A 16931-nucleotide genomic window follows, 5' to 3' on the forward strand; every position below is an offset into this window, starting at 1 on the left:
TTATCTCATCGTTCCCCGGGTGGCCCTGCCCCTTTAGCCCGTGCCCATGCTGGTCGCCCAGGCCTGCAGGAAACGCTGGCGCTTCAGAGGGTCCAGATACACCAGCAGGCCCAGGCCGGGCGCCAGCAGGCGCCATGAACTGGCGCCCGCGCCCAGCAGCTCGGGGTCGATGCCGGCCGTGCGGCCGGCAGTGCCGGCGGCCACCGCCTGGCGGATGGGGATCAGCCGCGTGTCCCGGGCCAGCACGGCCTGGCCCTCGGGCGAAATCAGGTAATCAAGGAAAGGCCGGGCCAGCTCGGGATGAGGGGCCGTGGCGGGGATGACGGCTGAGCGGGTGGTGAGCAGGGTGTAGTCCTCGGGCACCACCACGCGCAGCGGCGAACCTGCCGCGATACGGGCCTGGGCGTAGGAGGCCGGCACGTTGTAGACCAGCGCCAGCTCGCCGCGCTCCAGCGCATCCAGCAGCGGGTCGATGTGGTCGCCCAGCCGCACCCGGTTGGCGCCCATCGCGGCCAGCAGCACGCTGGCGGTGCTGTCCTGGCGGGAGTCCTGCGTGGCCAGCAGATAGCCCAGGCCGCTGCGGGTGGCGTCGTAGGTGCCCAGGCGGCCCGCCAGCGGCCGCTGGGAGTCGCGCAGCAGCGCCAGCAGCTGGCCCCGGGTGCGCGGCGCCAGGTGCGGCGGCAAGAGGCGCGGGTGATAGGCCATGACCACCGCGTCGGCGCCCAGGCTGAACACCTCGTGCCGCCAGTGCGCTCCGGCGGGCAGGCTGCGCGCCAGCGCCGACGGGTGGGCCAGCACGTGGCCGTCGTTGGCCAGCTGGGTCTGCAGGTCCAGGCTGCTGCTGACGAGCAGGTCGGGGGCGCCGTCGGCTGCCGCCAGCGGGGGCGCGGCGCCCCGCAGCCGTCCTTCGGCGCGGGCCAGGGCCTGGGCATGGATGTCCAGGCTCTGCCGGTCGGCGCAGCGCACGGCCAGGTCAGGTTCGCGGCGCTGGAAGTCGCGGATGGCCGGGGCGAAGAGCGCCGTGTCGGTCGCGCAGTCGATGCTGAGCAGCGCCTGCTGGCGGCCCGAGGCTGGCGGGAAGAAGGTGACGGTCGCGGCGTCGCCGCGCATGGTGGTCGTGCCGCGCATGGCCTTGGCGGCGGCGTTGGGCAGCGGCGCGGCCAAGGCCGGCGCGGCGCCGGCCGGGGCCAGCGCGAGCGCGGCGACGCCCTGCAGCCACTGGCGGCGGGAAGGGATGGCGTTCACGGCGAACGCTCCCCAACAGGTGGCAGCGCGGAGGGGGGCGACATGCCATCGGCAACCGCCGGCAGGGTGAAGGCGATGCGCCAGCCACCGCCTTCGCGCGCCGCCATCTCGATGCGCCCGCCGTGCCCGGCGACCACGCGCTGCACGATGGCCAGGCCCAGACCCGCGCCGCCGGCCCCCGCGCCCGGCCCGCGCACGAAACGCTCGAAGAGATGCGCATGCTGCTCTTCGGGCACGCCCGGGCCCCGGTCGGCCACTTCCAGCTGCCAGCCGCCGGGCACGGCGCGCAGCGTCACATCGACGATGGCGGGCTGCGCCGCCTCTTGTTCGTCGTGCCCGAGCGGCACGCCGTGCTTGAGCGCGTTGTCCACCAGATTCTTGATTGCCTCGCGCAGCATCAACGCGTCGCCATGCACCCGGGCCGGGCGGCCAGGCAGTGCGGCCATTTGGGCTTCTCGCCCTTGCGGATAAATGGCAATCAGCTCCTCTTTCGATAGCAAATCGGACTGCAGCCAGAGCCGCACCACCGGCTGAGGCTCAGCGCGCGGCACCACGTCGCGCAGGGCCTCGCGGGCCAGCGCCAGCAGATCGACGGGCGCGAACCGCTGCAGCTGGCCCTGGTGGCTGACGCTGGCATCGCTCAGCAGCTGGTTGAGCAGCCGGCGCAGGCGCAGCGCGTTGCGCTCGACCGCCTGCAGGCTCTGGCGCTGGGCATGCGGGTCGTCATCGTCCAGCCCCTCCTGCGCCTGGGCGATGAGCGCGGCCAGTGGCGTGCGCATCTGGTGGGCGGCTTCGGCGATGAAGGTGCGCAGCGCGTCCAGGTTGAGCGCCAGCCGCCCCATGAAGCCGTTGAGCGCACCGGCCAGCTGCGCCAGCTCGCGCGGCACCGGGCTGGCGATGGGGCGCAGGTCGGAAGCCTCGCGCTCCAGCAGCTCGCGCTGCAGCTGGGCCAGCGGGCGCAAGGCGCGGTCCACGCCCAGCCACAAGAGGCCGAACACGCAGGCCATCAGCGCCGCGATGGCGGCGGTGGCGCGCCAGACGATGTCCGCCGCCAGCGCGTCGCGTGCCTGCCGGGTCTGGCCCACCTGCACCCAGAACCGGCCCGAGCCCGGCCCGCCCGCGATGGCCCTTGGCACAGCGACGAAGCGCACGGGCGCGCCACGGTAGTGGGCGCTGAAGAAGACGGGCTGCTGGCCGTCGGCATCCCCCCTGGAGAGGGAGGCCGGCGGCGGGGGCAGGTCGGCATAGCCGGTGATGGTGGCGCCGTCCGGCCCGGCGATGCGGTAGAAGGCGCGGTCTTCGGGCGCCATGGCCAGCAGATCGAGTGCGGCATAAGGCAGATCGACCTGCCAGCGGCCCTGCACGAAGGCCACGCTGTCGGCCATGGAGAGGGCCGAGGCGCGCAGCAGGTGGTCGTAGGAACGGTCGGCCGCGCTCAGTCCGTAGCTGCGGGCGGCGAAGAACAGCACCACCGTGGCCAGCGCGAACAGCGCGGCGATGGCCGTGAGCAGCGTGCGGCGCACGGCGGGCAGCGTGCGCGCCGGCGCGTCGGGCGCGGGGCCGGCGCCCAGCGCGCTGTCAACGGCCGTCATCGGCGGGGGCCGGGGCCGGCGGGGCCCCATCGGCCGGCGGCAACGGCTGCACGTCTGCGCGGTAGCCCACGCTGCGCACGGTGGTGATCACCAGCTGGCTGCCGGCCAGCTTGCGGCGCAGGCGGCCCACATAGACCTCGATGGCGTTCAGGCCCACGTCCTCGTCGAAGTGGAAGAGCCGGCCGGCGATCTCGTCCTTGCTGACGGCGCGGCCCAGCCGGCCGACCAGGATCTCCAGCAGGCTGAACTCACGGTGCGGAAGGTCCAGCGCCCGCCCGTGCAGGCTGACGCGGCGTGCGGCGCTGTCGATGGCCAGCCCCCCGACCGCCCAGAGCCCGGAGGCCTGCCCCTGCGGCCGGCGCAGCAGGGCGCGGCAGCGCGCGTCCAGCTCGCGGAAGTCGAAGGGCTTATCGAGGTAGTCGTCGGCCCCCTCGTCCAGGGCGTTGACGCGGTCCTCGATGTCGGAGCGCGCGGTGAGCATCAGCACCGGCGTCTTGTTGCCCTGGCGGCGCAGGTGGGCCAACAGGGCCATGCCGTCCATGCCCGGCAAGCCGATGTCGAGCAGCAGCAGGTCGAACTGCGCATAGCCCAGCACCTCGCAGGCCTCGCGGCCGTTGGACTGCCAATCCACCGCATGGCCCTGGCGCCGCAGGCGGCGCACCACGGCCTCGGCCAGGTCGGTGTCGTCTTCGACCACCAGGATGCGCATCGTCAGCCCCCGGCTCCGCGCCGCGTGAAGGCAGCAACGGCGGGAACGGCAGCGATGACAGAGCGGGCAGGCTGTGCGGCGGCAGCGGCAACGGGCGTCGGATACATGGCAGGGGTCGGCGGTGCAAAGCCCGGCAGTATCGCTGCAATCGGCCCCAGGCTTGGTCGTCAAAACCAGGGTTTACCCCATCAGCACATCCACCTATAGCCGCGCCTACGACAGGCGCACGACAGGGTCGCTGCCTAAGGTTCACCCCGCTCGCACTCCTGCAGCCCCACCCCTGGGCGCAGGCCTTCGCTGTGCGTTGTTTTTTACGACCCCGCATTCGATTCGATAGAACACGGAGACACCCCCGATGCCATCCACCCGGAGAACCCCGCCATGCTGCTGACCCTGCTCGGATTCGGCATGGTGCTGACGTTCATGACGCTCATCATGACCCGGCGCCTTTCGCCGCTGGTCGCGCTCATCATCATTCCCATCGTCTTCGCCCTGGTGGGCGGCTTCGGGCCCACCATGGGGGCCATGATGCTGGACGGCATCCGCAAGATCGCGCCCACCGGCGTGATGCTGATGTTCGCCATCCTGTACTTCGGGGTGATGATCCACGCGGGCCTCTTCGACCCGGTGGTGGGAGTGATCCTCAAGCTGGTCAAGGGCGACCCGCTCAAGATCGTGATGGGCTCGGCCGCGCTGGCGCTGCTGATCTCGCTCGACGGCGACGGCTCGACCACCTACATGATCACCATCGCCTCGATGCTGCCGCTCTACAAGCGGCTGAAGATGAATCCGCTGAACCTGACCTGCGTGGCGCTGCTGGCCAGCGGCATCATGAACCTGACGCCCTGGGGCGGCCCCACGGCCCGCGCCGCCAGCGCCCTGCACGTGGACCCGGGCGAGGTCTTCGTGCCCATGGTGCCCGCCATGGGCATCGCCATCGCGAGCCTGATGGCCATCGCCTTCTGGCTCGGCCTGCGCGAACGCCGCCGCCTGGGCCGCGTGGCGCTGCCGGGCGATGGCATGAGCGACGCCTCCGCCGTGCAGGGCGATGACGAGAGCACGGGCGAGCACCTGCCCACCATGGCCGGCACCGAGACCGCCGAACTGCGCCGCCCCCAGCTGCTCTGGGTGAATTTCGCTCTCACCACCGCGCTCATGGTGGCCCTGGTGATGGGCCTGCTGCCGCTGCCCGTGCTGTTCATGATCGGTTTCGCCATCGCGATGGTCATCAACTACCCCAACCTCGCGCATCAGCGCCACCTGATCGCCGAATACTCGGGCAATGCCCTTGCCGTGGTGGCGCTGATCTTCGCAGCCGGCATCTTCACCGGCATCCTCTCCGGCACGGGCATGGTGGAAGCCATGTCGCGCGGCCTGCTGGCGGCCATCCCGCCCAGCCTGGGGCCCTACCTGCCGAGCATCACCGCGCTGCTGAGCATGCCGCTGACCTTCTTCATGTCGAACGACGCCTTCTACTTCGGCGTGCTGCCCATCCTCAACGAAGCCGCCCAGGGTTACGGCATCAGCGCCGTGGAAATGGCCCGTGCCTCGCTCATCGGCCAGCCCGTGCACCTGCTGAGTCCGCTCGTGCCCTCCACCTACCTGCTGGTCAGCCTGGCGGGCGTGGATTTCGGCGACCACCAGCGCTTCACTCTGAAGTGGGCCGTGCTGGTCTGCCTGGCGCTGATGGGCGCCTGCCTGCTGCTGGGGCTCTTCCCGCTGGTGGGCCAGGCGCTGGCACGCTGAGCCGGGCTTTCCGCCCCGGCCACGGCGGCGGGGCTGCCCAGCAGAGCGGCCCGCGTGCACCGGCCACGCACCAGACCGTCGCCGCCGTCGTGGCGAGTCGCTCCTGCGCCCCACTGCAGGCACTGGCCCGGGAGCACCACAATCCGGAAAACGCACTCCCTGGTGACGGATCGCCGGGTGCGTGGCTCAGTTGCAAACGCTCCTCTTTTGATAGCGAAAAGCCCAAAGGAAGCATGGGCCTGACGTCGATTTGACCTGCAGCCATGGGGCCCAACCCCGGCCCGCCCGCAGCCTGGCGCTCCAGCGCAACACCCCTGCAGCGGCCCATCTGATCGTTGTCCAATGCAATTCCCTACGGGATTACAGGCGGATGCCGGGGGGCCGCAAACAGATGCTTCGTCGCTATAGTGATTGCCATGCAAGCGTACGCAAGTCACCCTTTGCTGCCTCGTCTCGGCGCCCCGCACGGACCCCGCGGTCCAAAGGCGCCGCGTAGCCGCCGCCGCGCCCGCTAGCGGGCATCGCCATGAGCACGCAGCCGCAGCAGCCATCGCCCATCGCGCAGCTGCGGGACACCTTGCGCCGCTCGTGGCCCGTCATCGCCATGGTGCTGCTGCAGGTGGCGCTGGCCGCCGGCAGCATCCATCTCATGTCCGCACTGCGGGCTCTGGTCTATGGCGAGAGCCAGTGGAGCAAGGGACAGAAGGACGCGGTACGCTATCTGAGCCTGTATGCGGACAGCGGCCGCGCCGACCACCTGGCACGCTTTGAACAAGCCCTCAGCGTGCCACTGGCCGACCGGCTGGCGCGGCAGCTCGCCCTGTCCGATCCCGCCGATGACGTAGCGGCGCACGCCGCAGCGGTACGCGGCGGCAATCATCCGCATGACGCCAGCGACCTGATCTTCCTGATCCGCCACTTGCAGCATTCGGCTCTGCTCAGGGAACCCATTGCGCTCTGGAAGCTGGGCGACATCTACCTGCTGCAACTGCAGGACCTGGCGCTGGAGATGCGCGCCCACCTCGCCAGCGAAGGTCTGCCCGATGCCGCCCTCCGGCAGCAATGGCAACAGCGCATCCAGGCCATCGACGAAGCCGCCACGCCTGCCAGCATCGATTTCGGCCTCGAACTGGGCAATGTCACGCGCCAGATCAGCCGGCTGCTGCTTGCAGTGAACCTGTGCACCGCCGGCCTGCTCATCGTGTGGACGCTCTGGATCACCCGCCAGTTGCAGGCGCAGCGCCGCCGAATGGAAAACGCGCTGCAAGGCGAGCGCGAGAATGCGCGCTCCACCCTGGCCGCGATCGGCGACGCCGTAGTCACCACCCGGGTGGACGGTCGCGTGGCCTACATGAACCCCGCCGCCGAAGCCATGCTGGGCGTGAGCCTGCAGCACGCCCACCAGCGTCCAGCCCAGGATCTGATGCGATTTTCGGCAAGCGCTGCTGCCTACCCGTTCGCCCCGTTGCTGGAGCTCGCCCTGCATCAGGGAGGGCCGCTGCACGAGGGCGACACCATGTTGGCGGTGCAGCGCGCCGACGGCAGCACGCTGCCCGTCACGGTGGTGGGCTCGCCGCTACACGAACAAGGAGAGGTGTCCGGCGCCGTCTTCGTGCTCCGTGACATGCAACGCGAGCAGGAGTATCTGGAACAGCTCTCCTGGCAGGCCACGCACGACCCGCTGACAGGGCTGGTGAACCGCCGGGAGTTCGAGCGCCGCCTGCATGCCCTGCTGGCGCAACCTCTGCCAGCCGGCGAAGCAGACGGGCCGCAGCCGACCCGTGGCAGTCTGCTCTATGTGGACCTGGACCAATTCAAGCTCATCAACGACAGCTGCGGCCACCCTGCCGGCGATGCCATGCTGCAGGCGGTGTGCCAACTGCTGCAGAACGGGCTGCGTGCCGAGGACACCCTGGCACGCCTGGGCGGTGATGAATTCGGCGTGATACTGGCGGGCTGCCCGTCCGACAAGGCACTGCAGGTCGCCACCGAGATGCGCCAGGGCGCTGAATCGCTGCACATCCGCTGGGGCGAACGCGTCCTTCGCACGGGCGTGAGCATCGGACTGGTGCATCTGACGCCCACGCTGGACTCGCTGCAGGAAGTACTGCGCGTGGCCGACATCGCCTGCTACGGCGCCAAGGAACGAGGCCGCAACACCGTCCATGTCCACCAGCCCCAGAGCAGTGCGCCCCCCACCGGCGCGAGCGACATCGACTGGATGCAGCGACTGCGGGACGCACTGGACCGCGGCCTCTTCAGCCTCTACGCGCAGGAGATCCATCCGCTCCAGCGGGAAAGCTCGGGCCTGCATCTGGAGGTGCTGCTGCGGCTGGAAGACGGCACGCCCGAGGGCAATGCGCCGGCCGAGTTCATACCGGCGGCCGAGCGATTCGGGCTCATGCCCGCCATTGACCGTTGGGTGGTGAGCCGCGCACTCGCCGAGCTGGCCCGGCGCCGGGCGAACAGCATCGGGCCTTCCATCGAACGCTGCGCCATCAACCTGTCGGGCACCAGCCTGGGCGACGACGGCCTGCTGGCCTTCCTGCGCGGCCAGATCGCGCTGCATGCCGTGCCGCCCGGCGTGCTGTGCTTCGAGATCACCGAGACAGCGGCGATCGGCCGCATGTCCAATGCCATCCGGCTGATCGGCGAGCTACGGCAGCTCGGCTGCCGCTTCTCGCTGGACGACTTCGGCGCCGGCATGTCCTCGTTCACCTACCTTCGGCAGCTGCCGGTGGACTATCTCAAGATCGACGGGAGCCTGGTGCGCAGCATGGCGCAGGACGACGCCCACCGGGCGATGGTGCAGATGGTCCACCACATCGCCCACGTGATGGGCAAGGAAACCATCGCGGAATACGCCGAAACCCCCGCCACCGTGCAGGCGCTGCGCGAGATGGGCGTGGACCATGCGCAGGGCACCGCCATCGGCCCACCCACACCGTTCGCGGCCGCGCAGCCCACCAGCAAGCCGCTGCCTTCAGCGGCCGCGGCGCAGCGGTTTGCCGGCGGCGGGTTTTCCGCCTGAGCCGGCAGGGCGCGAGCCGCCCGCCGACTTGGCGGCAGCGCCGCCCACACCGGCACGCGGTGGCAGGCCGGTATGCTGCGTCAGCAAGCGGCCCGGAACGGGCTTGCTGGGCTGCACCGTCTTGCGGGCCGGAGCGACGGTGCTGTTGCTGCGCCGCGCGCTCTGGTAGCTGCCATCCGTCATCGGCTGGAAGGTCGGGATCAGATGGTGCTTGCCGTTGCCGATCAGGTCGGCCCGGCCCATGGCCTTGAGCGCATCCCGCAGCAGCGGCCAGTTGTTGGGGTCGTGGTAGCGCAGGAAGGCCTTGTGCAGGCGGCGGCGCTTTTCGCCGCGCACGATATCCACCGACTCCTCGTCCGCATCGCGCATCTGGCGCCGCACGCGCGTGAGCGTGTTGCGCCCGGAGTGGTACATGGCCGTGGCGGTGGCCATGGGGCTCGGGTAGAAGGTCTGCACCTGGTCGGCGCGGAAACCGTTCTTCTTGAGCCAGATGGCGAGGTTCATCATGTCCTCGTCGCTCGTGCCCGGGTGGGCAGCGATGAAGTACGGGATCAGGAACTGCTTCTTGCCCGCCTCTTCGCTGAACTGCTCGAACATCTGCTTGAAGCGGTCGTAGCTGCCGATGCCCGGCTTCATCATCTTGGTGAGCGGACCCTGCTCGGTGTGCTCGGGCGCGATCTTGAGATAGCCGCCCACGTGGTGCTGCACCAGTTCCTTGACGTACTCGGGCGACTTCACGGCCAGGTCGTAGCGCAGGCCCGAACCGATCAGGATCTTCTTGATGCCCTTGAGCGCGCGGCCGCGGCGGTAGATCTTGATGAGCGGGCCGTGGTCGGTCGTGAGGTTCTGGCAGATGCCCGGATAGACGCAGCTGGGCTTGCGGCAGGCGGCCTCGATCTCGGGGCTCCTGCAGCCCAGGCGGTACATGTTGGCCGTGGGGCCGCCCAGGTCGGAGATGGTGCCGGTAAAGCCCTTGACCTTGTCGCGGATGTCCTCGATCTCCTGGATGATCGAATCCTCCGAGCGGCTCTGGATGATGCGGCCCTCATGCTCGGTGATCGAGCAGAAGGTGCAGCCGCCGAAGCAGCCCCGCATGATGTTCACGCTGAAGCGGATCATCTCCCAGGCCGGGATCTTGGTCGCGCCGTCGTGGCTGCCGTTCTCGTCGGCGTAGCTCGGGTGCGGGCCGCGGGCATAGGGCAGGTCGAACACGTAGTCCATCTCGGCCGTGGTGAGCGGGATGGGCGGCGGGTTGATCCACACGTCGCGCGCCGTGGCGCCCTCGCCGTGCGCCTGCACCAGCGCGCGGGCGTTGCCGGGGTTGGTCTCCAGGTGCAGCACGCGGTTGGCGTGGGCGTAGAGCACCGGGTCGCTCCTGACCTGCTCGTAGCTCGGCAGGCGGATCACGCTCTTCTCGCGCGGCGGCACCTTGAGCTTGACCCGCAGCGACGGGTTGGCGACGAACTGGATGGGCTGGGCGGCCGGCTGGGCATCCTTTGGGCCGCTAGCGCAGGCGGCACCTGGGCCTTCAGCTACCGATTCAGGAGCATCTTCCTTGCTGCAGGTGCTGCCCTGGGCGGCGGCCTGCTCGCTGGTCGTCATGTAGGGGTTGACGTGGGCCTCCACGCGGCCGGGCTCATCGACGTCGGTGGAGTCGATCTCGAACCAGCCGGCGGCCGTCTCGTCGCCCGGGCGGCGCACGAAGGCCGTGCCGCGCACGTCGGTGATCTGCTCGACCGGCTCGCGCCCGGCCAGGCGGTGGGCCACCTCGACCAGGGCGCGCTCGGCATTGCCGTAGAGCAGCAGGTCGCACTTGGCATCGACCACGATGGAGCGCCGCACCTTGTCGCTCCAGTAGTCGTAATGGGCGATGCGGCGCAGGCTGCCCTCGATGCCGCCCAGCACGATGGGCACGTCCTTGTAGGCCTCGCGGCAGCGCTGGCTGTAGACGATGGCGGCGCGGTCGGGGCGCTTGCCGCCCACGTCGCCGGGGGTGTAGGCATCGTCGCTGCGGATCTTCCGATCGGCCGTGTACCGGTTGATCATCGAATCCATGTTGCCCGCCGTCACGCCCCAGAACAGGTTGGGCCGGCCCAGCGCCTTGAACGCCTCGGCGCTCTGCCAGTCCGGTTGGGCAATGATGCCCACGCGAAAGCCCTGCGCCTCCAGCGTGCGGCCGATCACCGCCATGCCGAAGCTGGGGTGGTCGACGTAGGCGTCCCCGGTGACGAGGATCACGTCGCAGCTGTCCCAGCCCAGCTGCTGCATCTCCTCGCGGCTCATGGGCAGGAACGGAGCCGTGCCGAAGCGCTTGGCCCAGTAAGGGCGGTAGCTCGTCAGCGGCTTGGCGGCGCGCGCGAAAAAGGAAACGTCGACAGGGGCGTTCATTGGATTGGTGTTGGCGGGGGGCCGTGGATTTTAGTGGGTCATGCCGTGAGGCGTCTTTGCACGGGCACTGCCACCACGGGAGCGATGTGGACTTCCCGACCCAGGCGCCTCTTTGTGGCGTCTGTGCAAGGCCGCGGGCTGCCGCCCCATGGCCCAAGACAGGCAAAACACCAAAAGTGTTCGCAATTTCCTACACGCGCACCTTTTTACTTATGGAAACAATAGCCCCGCACACAAACAAGCGCCTCAGGCGCTCCGAGGACGCTCCCGATGATCACCCCACGCTTCAAAGTCAAGACCCAACTCAGCCTCGCTTTTGGTGCATTGGTGGTCATGGTGCTTGTGGTGGCCGCGCTGTCGCTGCTTTCATTGAGTTCGGCGAACAGCAAGTTCACCGACTACGTGCATGGCATACAGGCGCAGTCCGATCTGGCCAGCAGCATGCGCGACGCGGTCAGTCGGCGCGCCGTCGCCGTGCGGAATCTGGTGCTCGTCACCGAAGCCTCGGATATCGAAAAGGAACTCAAACTGGTACTCCAGGCGGATAAAGACGTGCAGAAAGACTTGGCGGCCCTGACGCAGGCCATCGCGAAAGGCGGCGCCATCCCCGAATCGACCCGCGGCCTGCTGGCCGACCTGACCCGCATCGAATCCGTCTATGGCCCCGTGGCACGTGACATCGTGCGCCTGGCCATGGCCGGCCAGCACCAGGCCGCCGTGGCCAAGATCGATCAGGAATGCCGACCTCTGCTGGCAGAGCTCACGGGCAAGGCCGGGGACTTCGTCGCCGATGCCGGCTTGCGCGCCGCCGAGACCAACAAGGCGACGGTCGAGAGTTTCTCGCAGCAGCGCAGCATCCTGATCGTGGCCTGCGTGGCGGCCCTGGCCATGGCCATCGTTTCGGGGGTGATCATTACCCGCCGGCTCGCGCGCGCGCTGGGGGCGGAGCCCGCCGAGCTGGGCCTGGCGGCGCAGCGCGTCGCCGGAGGCGACCTGAGCCCGCTGGAGAACTTCCACACCATGACGGACGGCAGCGTCATGGCCTCTCTGGCGGCCATGCAGCGCAGCCTGGCCGGCATGGTCGCGCAGGTGCGCAACGCCTCCGACTCCATCGTCACGGGATCGACCGAGATAGCCACGGGTGCCCGCGACCTGAGCATGCGCACCGAACAGCAGGCGAGCGCACTGCAGCAGACCTCCGCCACCATGGAAGAGCTCAGTTCCACCGTCCGCCATAACGCCGACAACGCCCTGCAGGCCAACCAGCTGGCGCAAGGCGCCTCCACCGTGGCACAGCAAGGCGGGGACGCCGTGGGGCAAGTCGTAGTGACCATGCGCGGAATCAACGAAAGCGCGCGCCGAATCTCCGAAATCATCGGCGTGATCGATTCCATTGCCTTCCAGACCAACATCCTTGCACTGAACGCAGCGGTGGAGGCCGCCCGGGCCGGGGAGCAGGGGCGAGGCTTCGCGGTGGTGGCCGGAGAGGTACGCAATCTGGCGCAGCGCAGCGCGCAAGCGGCGCGGGAAATCAAGACCCTCATCACCGACAGCGTGGCACAGGTGGAGACCGGCTCTGCCCTTGTGGAACGTGCGGGCCGAACGATGGAGGAAGTGGTGTCTTCCATCAAGCGCGTGACCGACATCGTGGGCGAGATCAGCGCCGCGAGCAGAGAGCAGAGCAACGGAGTGGCTCAGGTGGGTATCGCCGTGAACCAGATGGACGAAGCCACGCAGCAAAACGCCGCACTGGTCGAAGAAAGCTCCGCAGCGGCCAGCAGCCTTCAGCAGCAGGCGCAGGAGCTCTTCGATGCGGTGTCCACTTTCAAGCTGAAGCCGGCTTCTGTGCCCACCCTGGGCATGGCGCCTCGGTCACTGCGACTGGCCTCACCGCAGAAGTAAACCGGGCGATCACCACTCGCCCGAGGCGCGAACGCGCTGGTCCAGATCGGCCGGCGGCTCGTCGTAGGCAGACAGCAGCGTCGCAGCGGCAGGCCCCGCCTCTGTCGCCCGCACTGGCAGCAGCGCAGCGGTGGCCGGCGACTCCCCCACGAACGACGGGGCAGAGAACAGGCGGGTCAAGGCGAACGGCAGATTGAAGGACAACATGGCGGGCTTCCTGTAGCGGCGCACGGGCGTCGCGGGGTGATGCAGTGCAGACGGTGCAAGTCCGAGCCTAGAAGGCTTCCTGCCGCACCGGTGTAGGCCGTCGCCCCTCTCCTGCTCAACGCCATCCCGCCGTGGTGCCACGGTCACGCCGGCCCGCCGCTGTGGTCGTCATCGCGGCGTCACTGCTTCATTTCGCCAGCGTCAGCGTGCCCTTCATGATGGCTGCATGACCGGGGAAGGAACAGAAGTACGCATACGACTCGCCAGCCTTCAGCGAAGCCACGGGAAACGACACTGCATCGCTCTCGCCGCCCCCCACCAGCTTGGTGTGCGCGATCACGCGTGCATCACCGTCCTTGACGAAATTTTTCGCCGCGCCCGCCGCGATGCCGTCCGTCAGAGCGCCCTGCATGTCGGACGCCTTGGTCAGCACCCAGTTGTGGCCCATGGCTGTCTTGGGCAGCTTGCCGGAATGCTTGAGCTTGACGGTGAACTGCTTGCAGCTGGCGGGCACCGAGATGCTGGCCTTGCTGAACTGCATCGCGTCGTTGCCGTCGATCTCGACGGAGCAGTCGGCCGCACGGGCGGGGCCCGCCACAGCGGCGGCACACAGTGCGACGAGCGCCAGGGGTTTCCAGAAAATTGCCATGTTCTTGTTGCCTTCGTTGAGAGAGAGGATGGCAGGCACGGGGCCTGCGGAAGCGATGGGCGCTTGCACGCAGCCATCGGTCAGGCCATCTTAGGCAGACGGCTCCTGCGGACATTGATGTGGCTCAAGCAGGCGCCTGGCCGATCTGGGACCGGACAGGCTTCGCCTCGCCTTGCCCCCGAACACGAATCCGGATCTGCGTCGCCAGGAGCCGGTACACACGCTCAGCGCAACGCCAAGGCGGCGGCGGCCATCCCGCTGATCTTCGGGCTGCCCGCACCCGGAGCCATCCGGGATCCACGCAAACCCCAAGGCCAGTGGCAACAGGCCCTAGACTTTGCGCCCCATGCCCCAGACCCTGAGCTCCCCCGCATACAGCGAAATCATCATCAAGAAGAGCCGCTTTATCGGCTGCGTGCAGCCCATGGCCGACCGCGCCAGCGCGCAAGCCGCCGTGGATGCGCTCTGGAAGCAGCACCCCGATGCGGCCCATATCTGCTGGGCGCTACTGGCGGGCGGACAGTCCGCCGCCGTGGATGACGGCGAACCCGGCGGCACCGCAGGCCGGCCCATGCTCGACGTGCTGCGCCACCAGGATCTCGAGGGTGTCCTGGCCACCGTAGTGCGCTATTTCGGCGGCGTGAAGCTCGGAGCGGGCGGCCTGGTTCGCGCCTACACCGATACCGTGGCGCAGGCACTGCTCGGCGCCGAGAAGGTGGTCCTCCAGCGCATGGCCACGCTGCAGTGCGAGGTGCCCTACGCACTGGAAGGGCTGCTGCGACGAGAGACCGACGCGACGGGTGCCGAGCTGCTGCAGGTGGAGCACGCCTCGCAGGTGATGCTGCGCCTGCGCCTGCCCCACGCCCAGGCGGATGCGTTCGTGCAGCGCATCAACGATCTGGGCCAGGGCCGGGTCGGCTGGCACCCGGTGCAGGACTGAAGCCACCGGGCTGCCGGCACGGCCTGCCTGCGCAAGCGCAGGGCCTGGCGGCCTACACCGCCGTGCGCTGGCACAGGCCACACTGCCCCATCCAACTCCTTCTCTTCCGCTGGGGAAGAACTGCGTTCATGAGCGACACCCTCGACGTCATCATCATCGGCTCGGGCTCCGCCGGGCTGGCGGCCCTGCGCGAAGTACGCAAGCGCACCGACCGCTACCTCCTCGTCAATGACGGGCCGTGGGGCACCACCTGCGCCCGCGTGGGCTGCATGCCGTCCAAATTGCTGATCGAGGCCGGCAACGCTTTCCACGCGCGGCGCAAGCTGGAAACGCTGGGCATCCGGGGCGCAGACGGCCTTTCGGCGGACCTTGCGGCGGTGTTGCAGCGCGTGCGCTCCGTGCGCGACCGCTTCGTTGACGCCACGCTGCGCTCTACCGACGCGGGCGAGCGGGCCATATCGGGCCGGGCGCGCCTTTTGGACGCGCAGCGTGTCGAAGTGAACGGCACCGTCCACAGCACACGCAACATCGTCATCGCAACCGGCTCACGGCCGGTGGTGCCTGAGCCCTGGCTCGCGTTCGGCGACCGCATCCTGACGACCGACACCCTTTTCGAGCAGCCCAGCCTGGGGCCGCGCATCGCGGTGATCGGCCTCGGGCCGGTCGGCTCCGAGATGGCCCAGGCGCTGGCACGCCTGGGCCTGGAGGTGTCGGCCTTCAGCAAGCAGGGCACCGTAGCGGGACTGAGCGACCCGGAGATCAACAACGCGCTGCTCGACAGCTTCAAGGACGAATTCAGCGTGTACCAGGGCGGCGAGGTCCAGTTGCGGGAGGTGGCCAGCGGCATCGAGGTGACCAACGGCCGCACCACTGTGGTGGTGGACCAGGTGCTGGCCGCTCTGGGCCGCCGCCCCAACGTCGAGCACTTGGGGCTCGACACGCTGGGGCTGGAACTGAACGACAAGGGGCTACCCCCCATCGACCCACGCTCCATGCAGGTGGGCGAGCTGCGCGTCTTTATGGCGGGCGACGTGGACGGCGACCGCTCGCTCCTGCATGAAGCGGCGGATGAAGGCCACATTGCCGGACTGAATGCCATGGCGGATGAGCCCCACCCATTCAAACGCCGCACCCGCCTCGCGATCGCTTTCACCCAGCCCAATGCAGCCGTGATCGGCCGTCGCCATGCGGTTCTGCACAAGCGCCAACAGGAGTCTGAGGCATCGGCCGGCAGCGACTTCGTGACCGGCAGTGTGGACTTCGAGGACCAAGGCCGTGCCCGTGTGGCGCAACGCAACCATGGCCTGCTGCACGTCTATGCCGACAAAGCCGACGGCCGGCTGCTGGGCGCGGAACTCTGTGCGCCCGACGGCGAGCACCTGGCCCATCTTTTGGCTCTGGCCATCGAACGCAAGCTGACTGTGGCTGAACTGCTCGGCATGCCGTTCTACCACCCGGTGCTGGAAGAAGGCCTGCGCACCGCGCTGCGCAAGGCCGCCTCCCAACTGCCGCGCTTGTCCGAATCGGACCTGGCCGCTTGCGGCGCCTATGGCAGCAACGCACTGGATTGAAGATATTGACGCAGAGAGGCTCAACCCGCGGGCCGATATGCCGATAAAGAAGCGGACTGCACTCGCATGCCGGCGGCCCGCCGGGATTCAGACACACTCCCAGGAGTCTTCCATGGACGTTTCGCTCTCCCAATCCATCGTCAACGCCGCCACCGCGGCGACCAACGCCCAAACGTCCAATGCCGTGGGTGTTGCCGTACTGAAAAAAGCCATGGACACGCAGAAAGCGGCCGCCGCCACGCTGCTGCAGGCCCTGCCCTCGCCCCAGCCTGCACTCGCGACCTCCGGCAATCTGGGCACGCAAGTGAACGCCTTCGCCTGAAAAGCATCCAAGGGGGACTGGCAGCGGCCGTTGCAAGGCCGCTGACACCAAAGGAGTTCGTATGGACGTTTCCCCTTTCGCCGGCCTCCCCGGCCTTCCCGGCCTCTTCAGCGCAGGGTTCGACGCGTCCAGCAGCACCGCGCGATCGAACGCGTTGCGGCCGATCCAGGATCTTGAGCAGGCCGACGAGTTGGCGCTCCTCGGCCCGGCTTCCGTGCTATCCGACTCCCTGCAGGCGGCATTGCTGGACAGCCAGACACTTGCAAGCCAGCCGCCGGCCACCCCAGGCACGGCCGACCCCGCTCTCGAAGCGGCACTGAATGAAGCCAGCCTGCTGCAAACCGGCATGCTGGACAGCACACTGCTGGGTTCCGTGTCCCAGGGAGGCATGTCACAGGCCTATACCGGCATGACCGAACCGGGGGCCTTTGGTGGCGGGTTGCTTCAAGCCGGCCTGCTGGAATCGTTAGCCTCACTACAGGCCGATACGGGATCGAACACGGGCGCAGCCGCCCCACCCAAGCTGCCGCCAGCCGGTTCCGGACCCTTGGGCACCCAGGTCAACACCTACGCCTGAGCAGGAAACGACGGACTGCCGCCGAGGTCTGCCCGTCCCTGTCTGCCAGGGG

11 protein-coding genes and 1 pseudogene are annotated in these 16931 nt (G+C 68.8%); 7 read left to right on the forward strand and 5 right to left on the reverse strand.

What is annotated here, in order from left to right; genetic code table 11:
• Positions 1–33: 33 nt before the first annotated feature.
• Genes AC3A84_RS08725 through AC3A84_RS08735 form a run of 3 tightly spaced genes read right to left on the reverse strand, consistent with a single transcriptional unit; the run spans position 34 to position 3546 of the window.
• Positions 34–1245 carry an ABC transporter substrate-binding protein gene (locus tag AC3A84_RS08725; protein ID WP_487969197.1) on the reverse strand — a complete coding sequence of 404 codons (1212 nt, stop codon included), beginning with the start codon at positions 1243–1245 and terminating at the stop codon, positions 34–36.
• Positions 1242–2837, reverse strand: a complete 1596-nt coding sequence (locus tag AC3A84_RS08730) for a sensor histidine kinase (protein ID WP_487969198.1) — start codon at positions 2835–2837, stop codon at positions 1242–1244. Before AC3A84_RS08730 ends, AC3A84_RS08725 begins: the two co-directional genes overlap by 4 nt.
• Complete coding sequence (locus AC3A84_RS08735; RefSeq protein WP_487969199.1) at positions 2824–3546, reverse strand: response regulator transcription factor; 723 nt, start codon at positions 3544–3546, stop codon at positions 2824–2826. Before AC3A84_RS08735 ends, AC3A84_RS08730 begins: the two co-directional genes overlap by 14 nt.
• 381 nt (positions 3547–3927) lie before the next feature.
• Between AC3A84_RS08735 and AC3A84_RS08740 the strand changes: the two genes are divergently transcribed.
• On the forward strand, positions 3928–5292 hold the full coding sequence (locus AC3A84_RS08740) for a CitMHS family transporter (protein ID WP_487969200.1): 1365 nt from the start codon (positions 3928–3930) through the stop codon (positions 5290–5292).
• A gap of 526 nt (positions 5293–5818) precedes the next feature.
• Positions 5819–8323 carry an EAL domain-containing protein gene (locus tag AC3A84_RS08745; protein ID WP_487969201.1) on the forward strand — a complete coding sequence of 835 codons (2505 nt, stop codon included), beginning with the start codon at positions 5819–5821 and terminating at the stop codon, positions 8321–8323.
• Here AC3A84_RS08745 and AC3A84_RS08750 read toward each other — a convergent pair.
• Positions 8276–10711 carry a YgiQ family radical SAM protein gene (locus AC3A84_RS08750; RefSeq protein WP_487969202.1) on the reverse strand — a complete coding sequence of 812 codons (2436 nt, stop codon included), beginning with the start codon at positions 10709–10711 and terminating at the stop codon, positions 8276–8278. The two genes, AC3A84_RS08745 and AC3A84_RS08750, sit on opposite strands and share 48 nt — an antisense overlap.
• Before the next feature lie 270 nt (positions 10712–10981).
• On the opposite strand from AC3A84_RS08750, the pseudogene AC3A84_RS08755 reads away from it, so the two are divergent.
• Positions 10982–12810 (forward strand): annotated as a pseudogene (locus tag AC3A84_RS08755) (methyl-accepting chemotaxis protein).
• 197 nt (positions 12811–13007) lie between these two features.
• On the opposite strand, the gene azu reads toward AC3A84_RS08755, so the two are convergent.
• Positions 13008–13469: an azurin gene (gene azu / locus AC3A84_RS08760; protein ID WP_487969203.1), complete on the reverse strand. Its 462-nt coding sequence runs from the start codon at positions 13467–13469 to the stop codon at positions 13008–13010.
• Positions 13470–13815: 346 nt separating this feature from the next.
• Here azu and AC3A84_RS08765 point away from each other — a divergent pair, with 346 nt between their 5' ends.
• The 4 genes from AC3A84_RS08765 (at position 13816) to AC3A84_RS08780 (ending at position 16879) form a co-directional block, all read left to right on the forward strand.
• Positions 13816–14409, forward strand: coding sequence for an IMPACT family protein (locus tag AC3A84_RS08765; protein ID WP_487969204.1), 594 nt, complete (start codon positions 13816–13818; stop codon positions 14407–14409).
• Between the two features lie 128 nt (positions 14410–14537).
• Entirely contained in the window at positions 14538–15980 is a 1443-nt protein-coding gene (locus tag AC3A84_RS08770; RefSeq protein ID WP_487969205.1) for a dihydrolipoyl dehydrogenase, read from the forward strand.
• Between the two features lie 112 nt (positions 15981–16092).
• Positions 16093–16302 (forward strand): putative motility protein, encoded by a 210-nt coding sequence (locus AC3A84_RS08775; RefSeq protein WP_487969206.1) that lies wholly within the window; start codon positions 16093–16095, stop codon positions 16300–16302.
• A gap of 61 nt (positions 16303–16363) precedes the next feature.
• Positions 16364–16879, forward strand: a complete 516-nt coding sequence (locus tag AC3A84_RS08780; RefSeq protein ID WP_487969207.1) for a hypothetical protein — start codon at positions 16364–16366, stop codon at positions 16877–16879.
• The last annotated feature ends 52 nt before the right edge of the window (positions 16880–16931 follow it).

The organism is Paracidovorax sp., assembly GCF_057642795.1.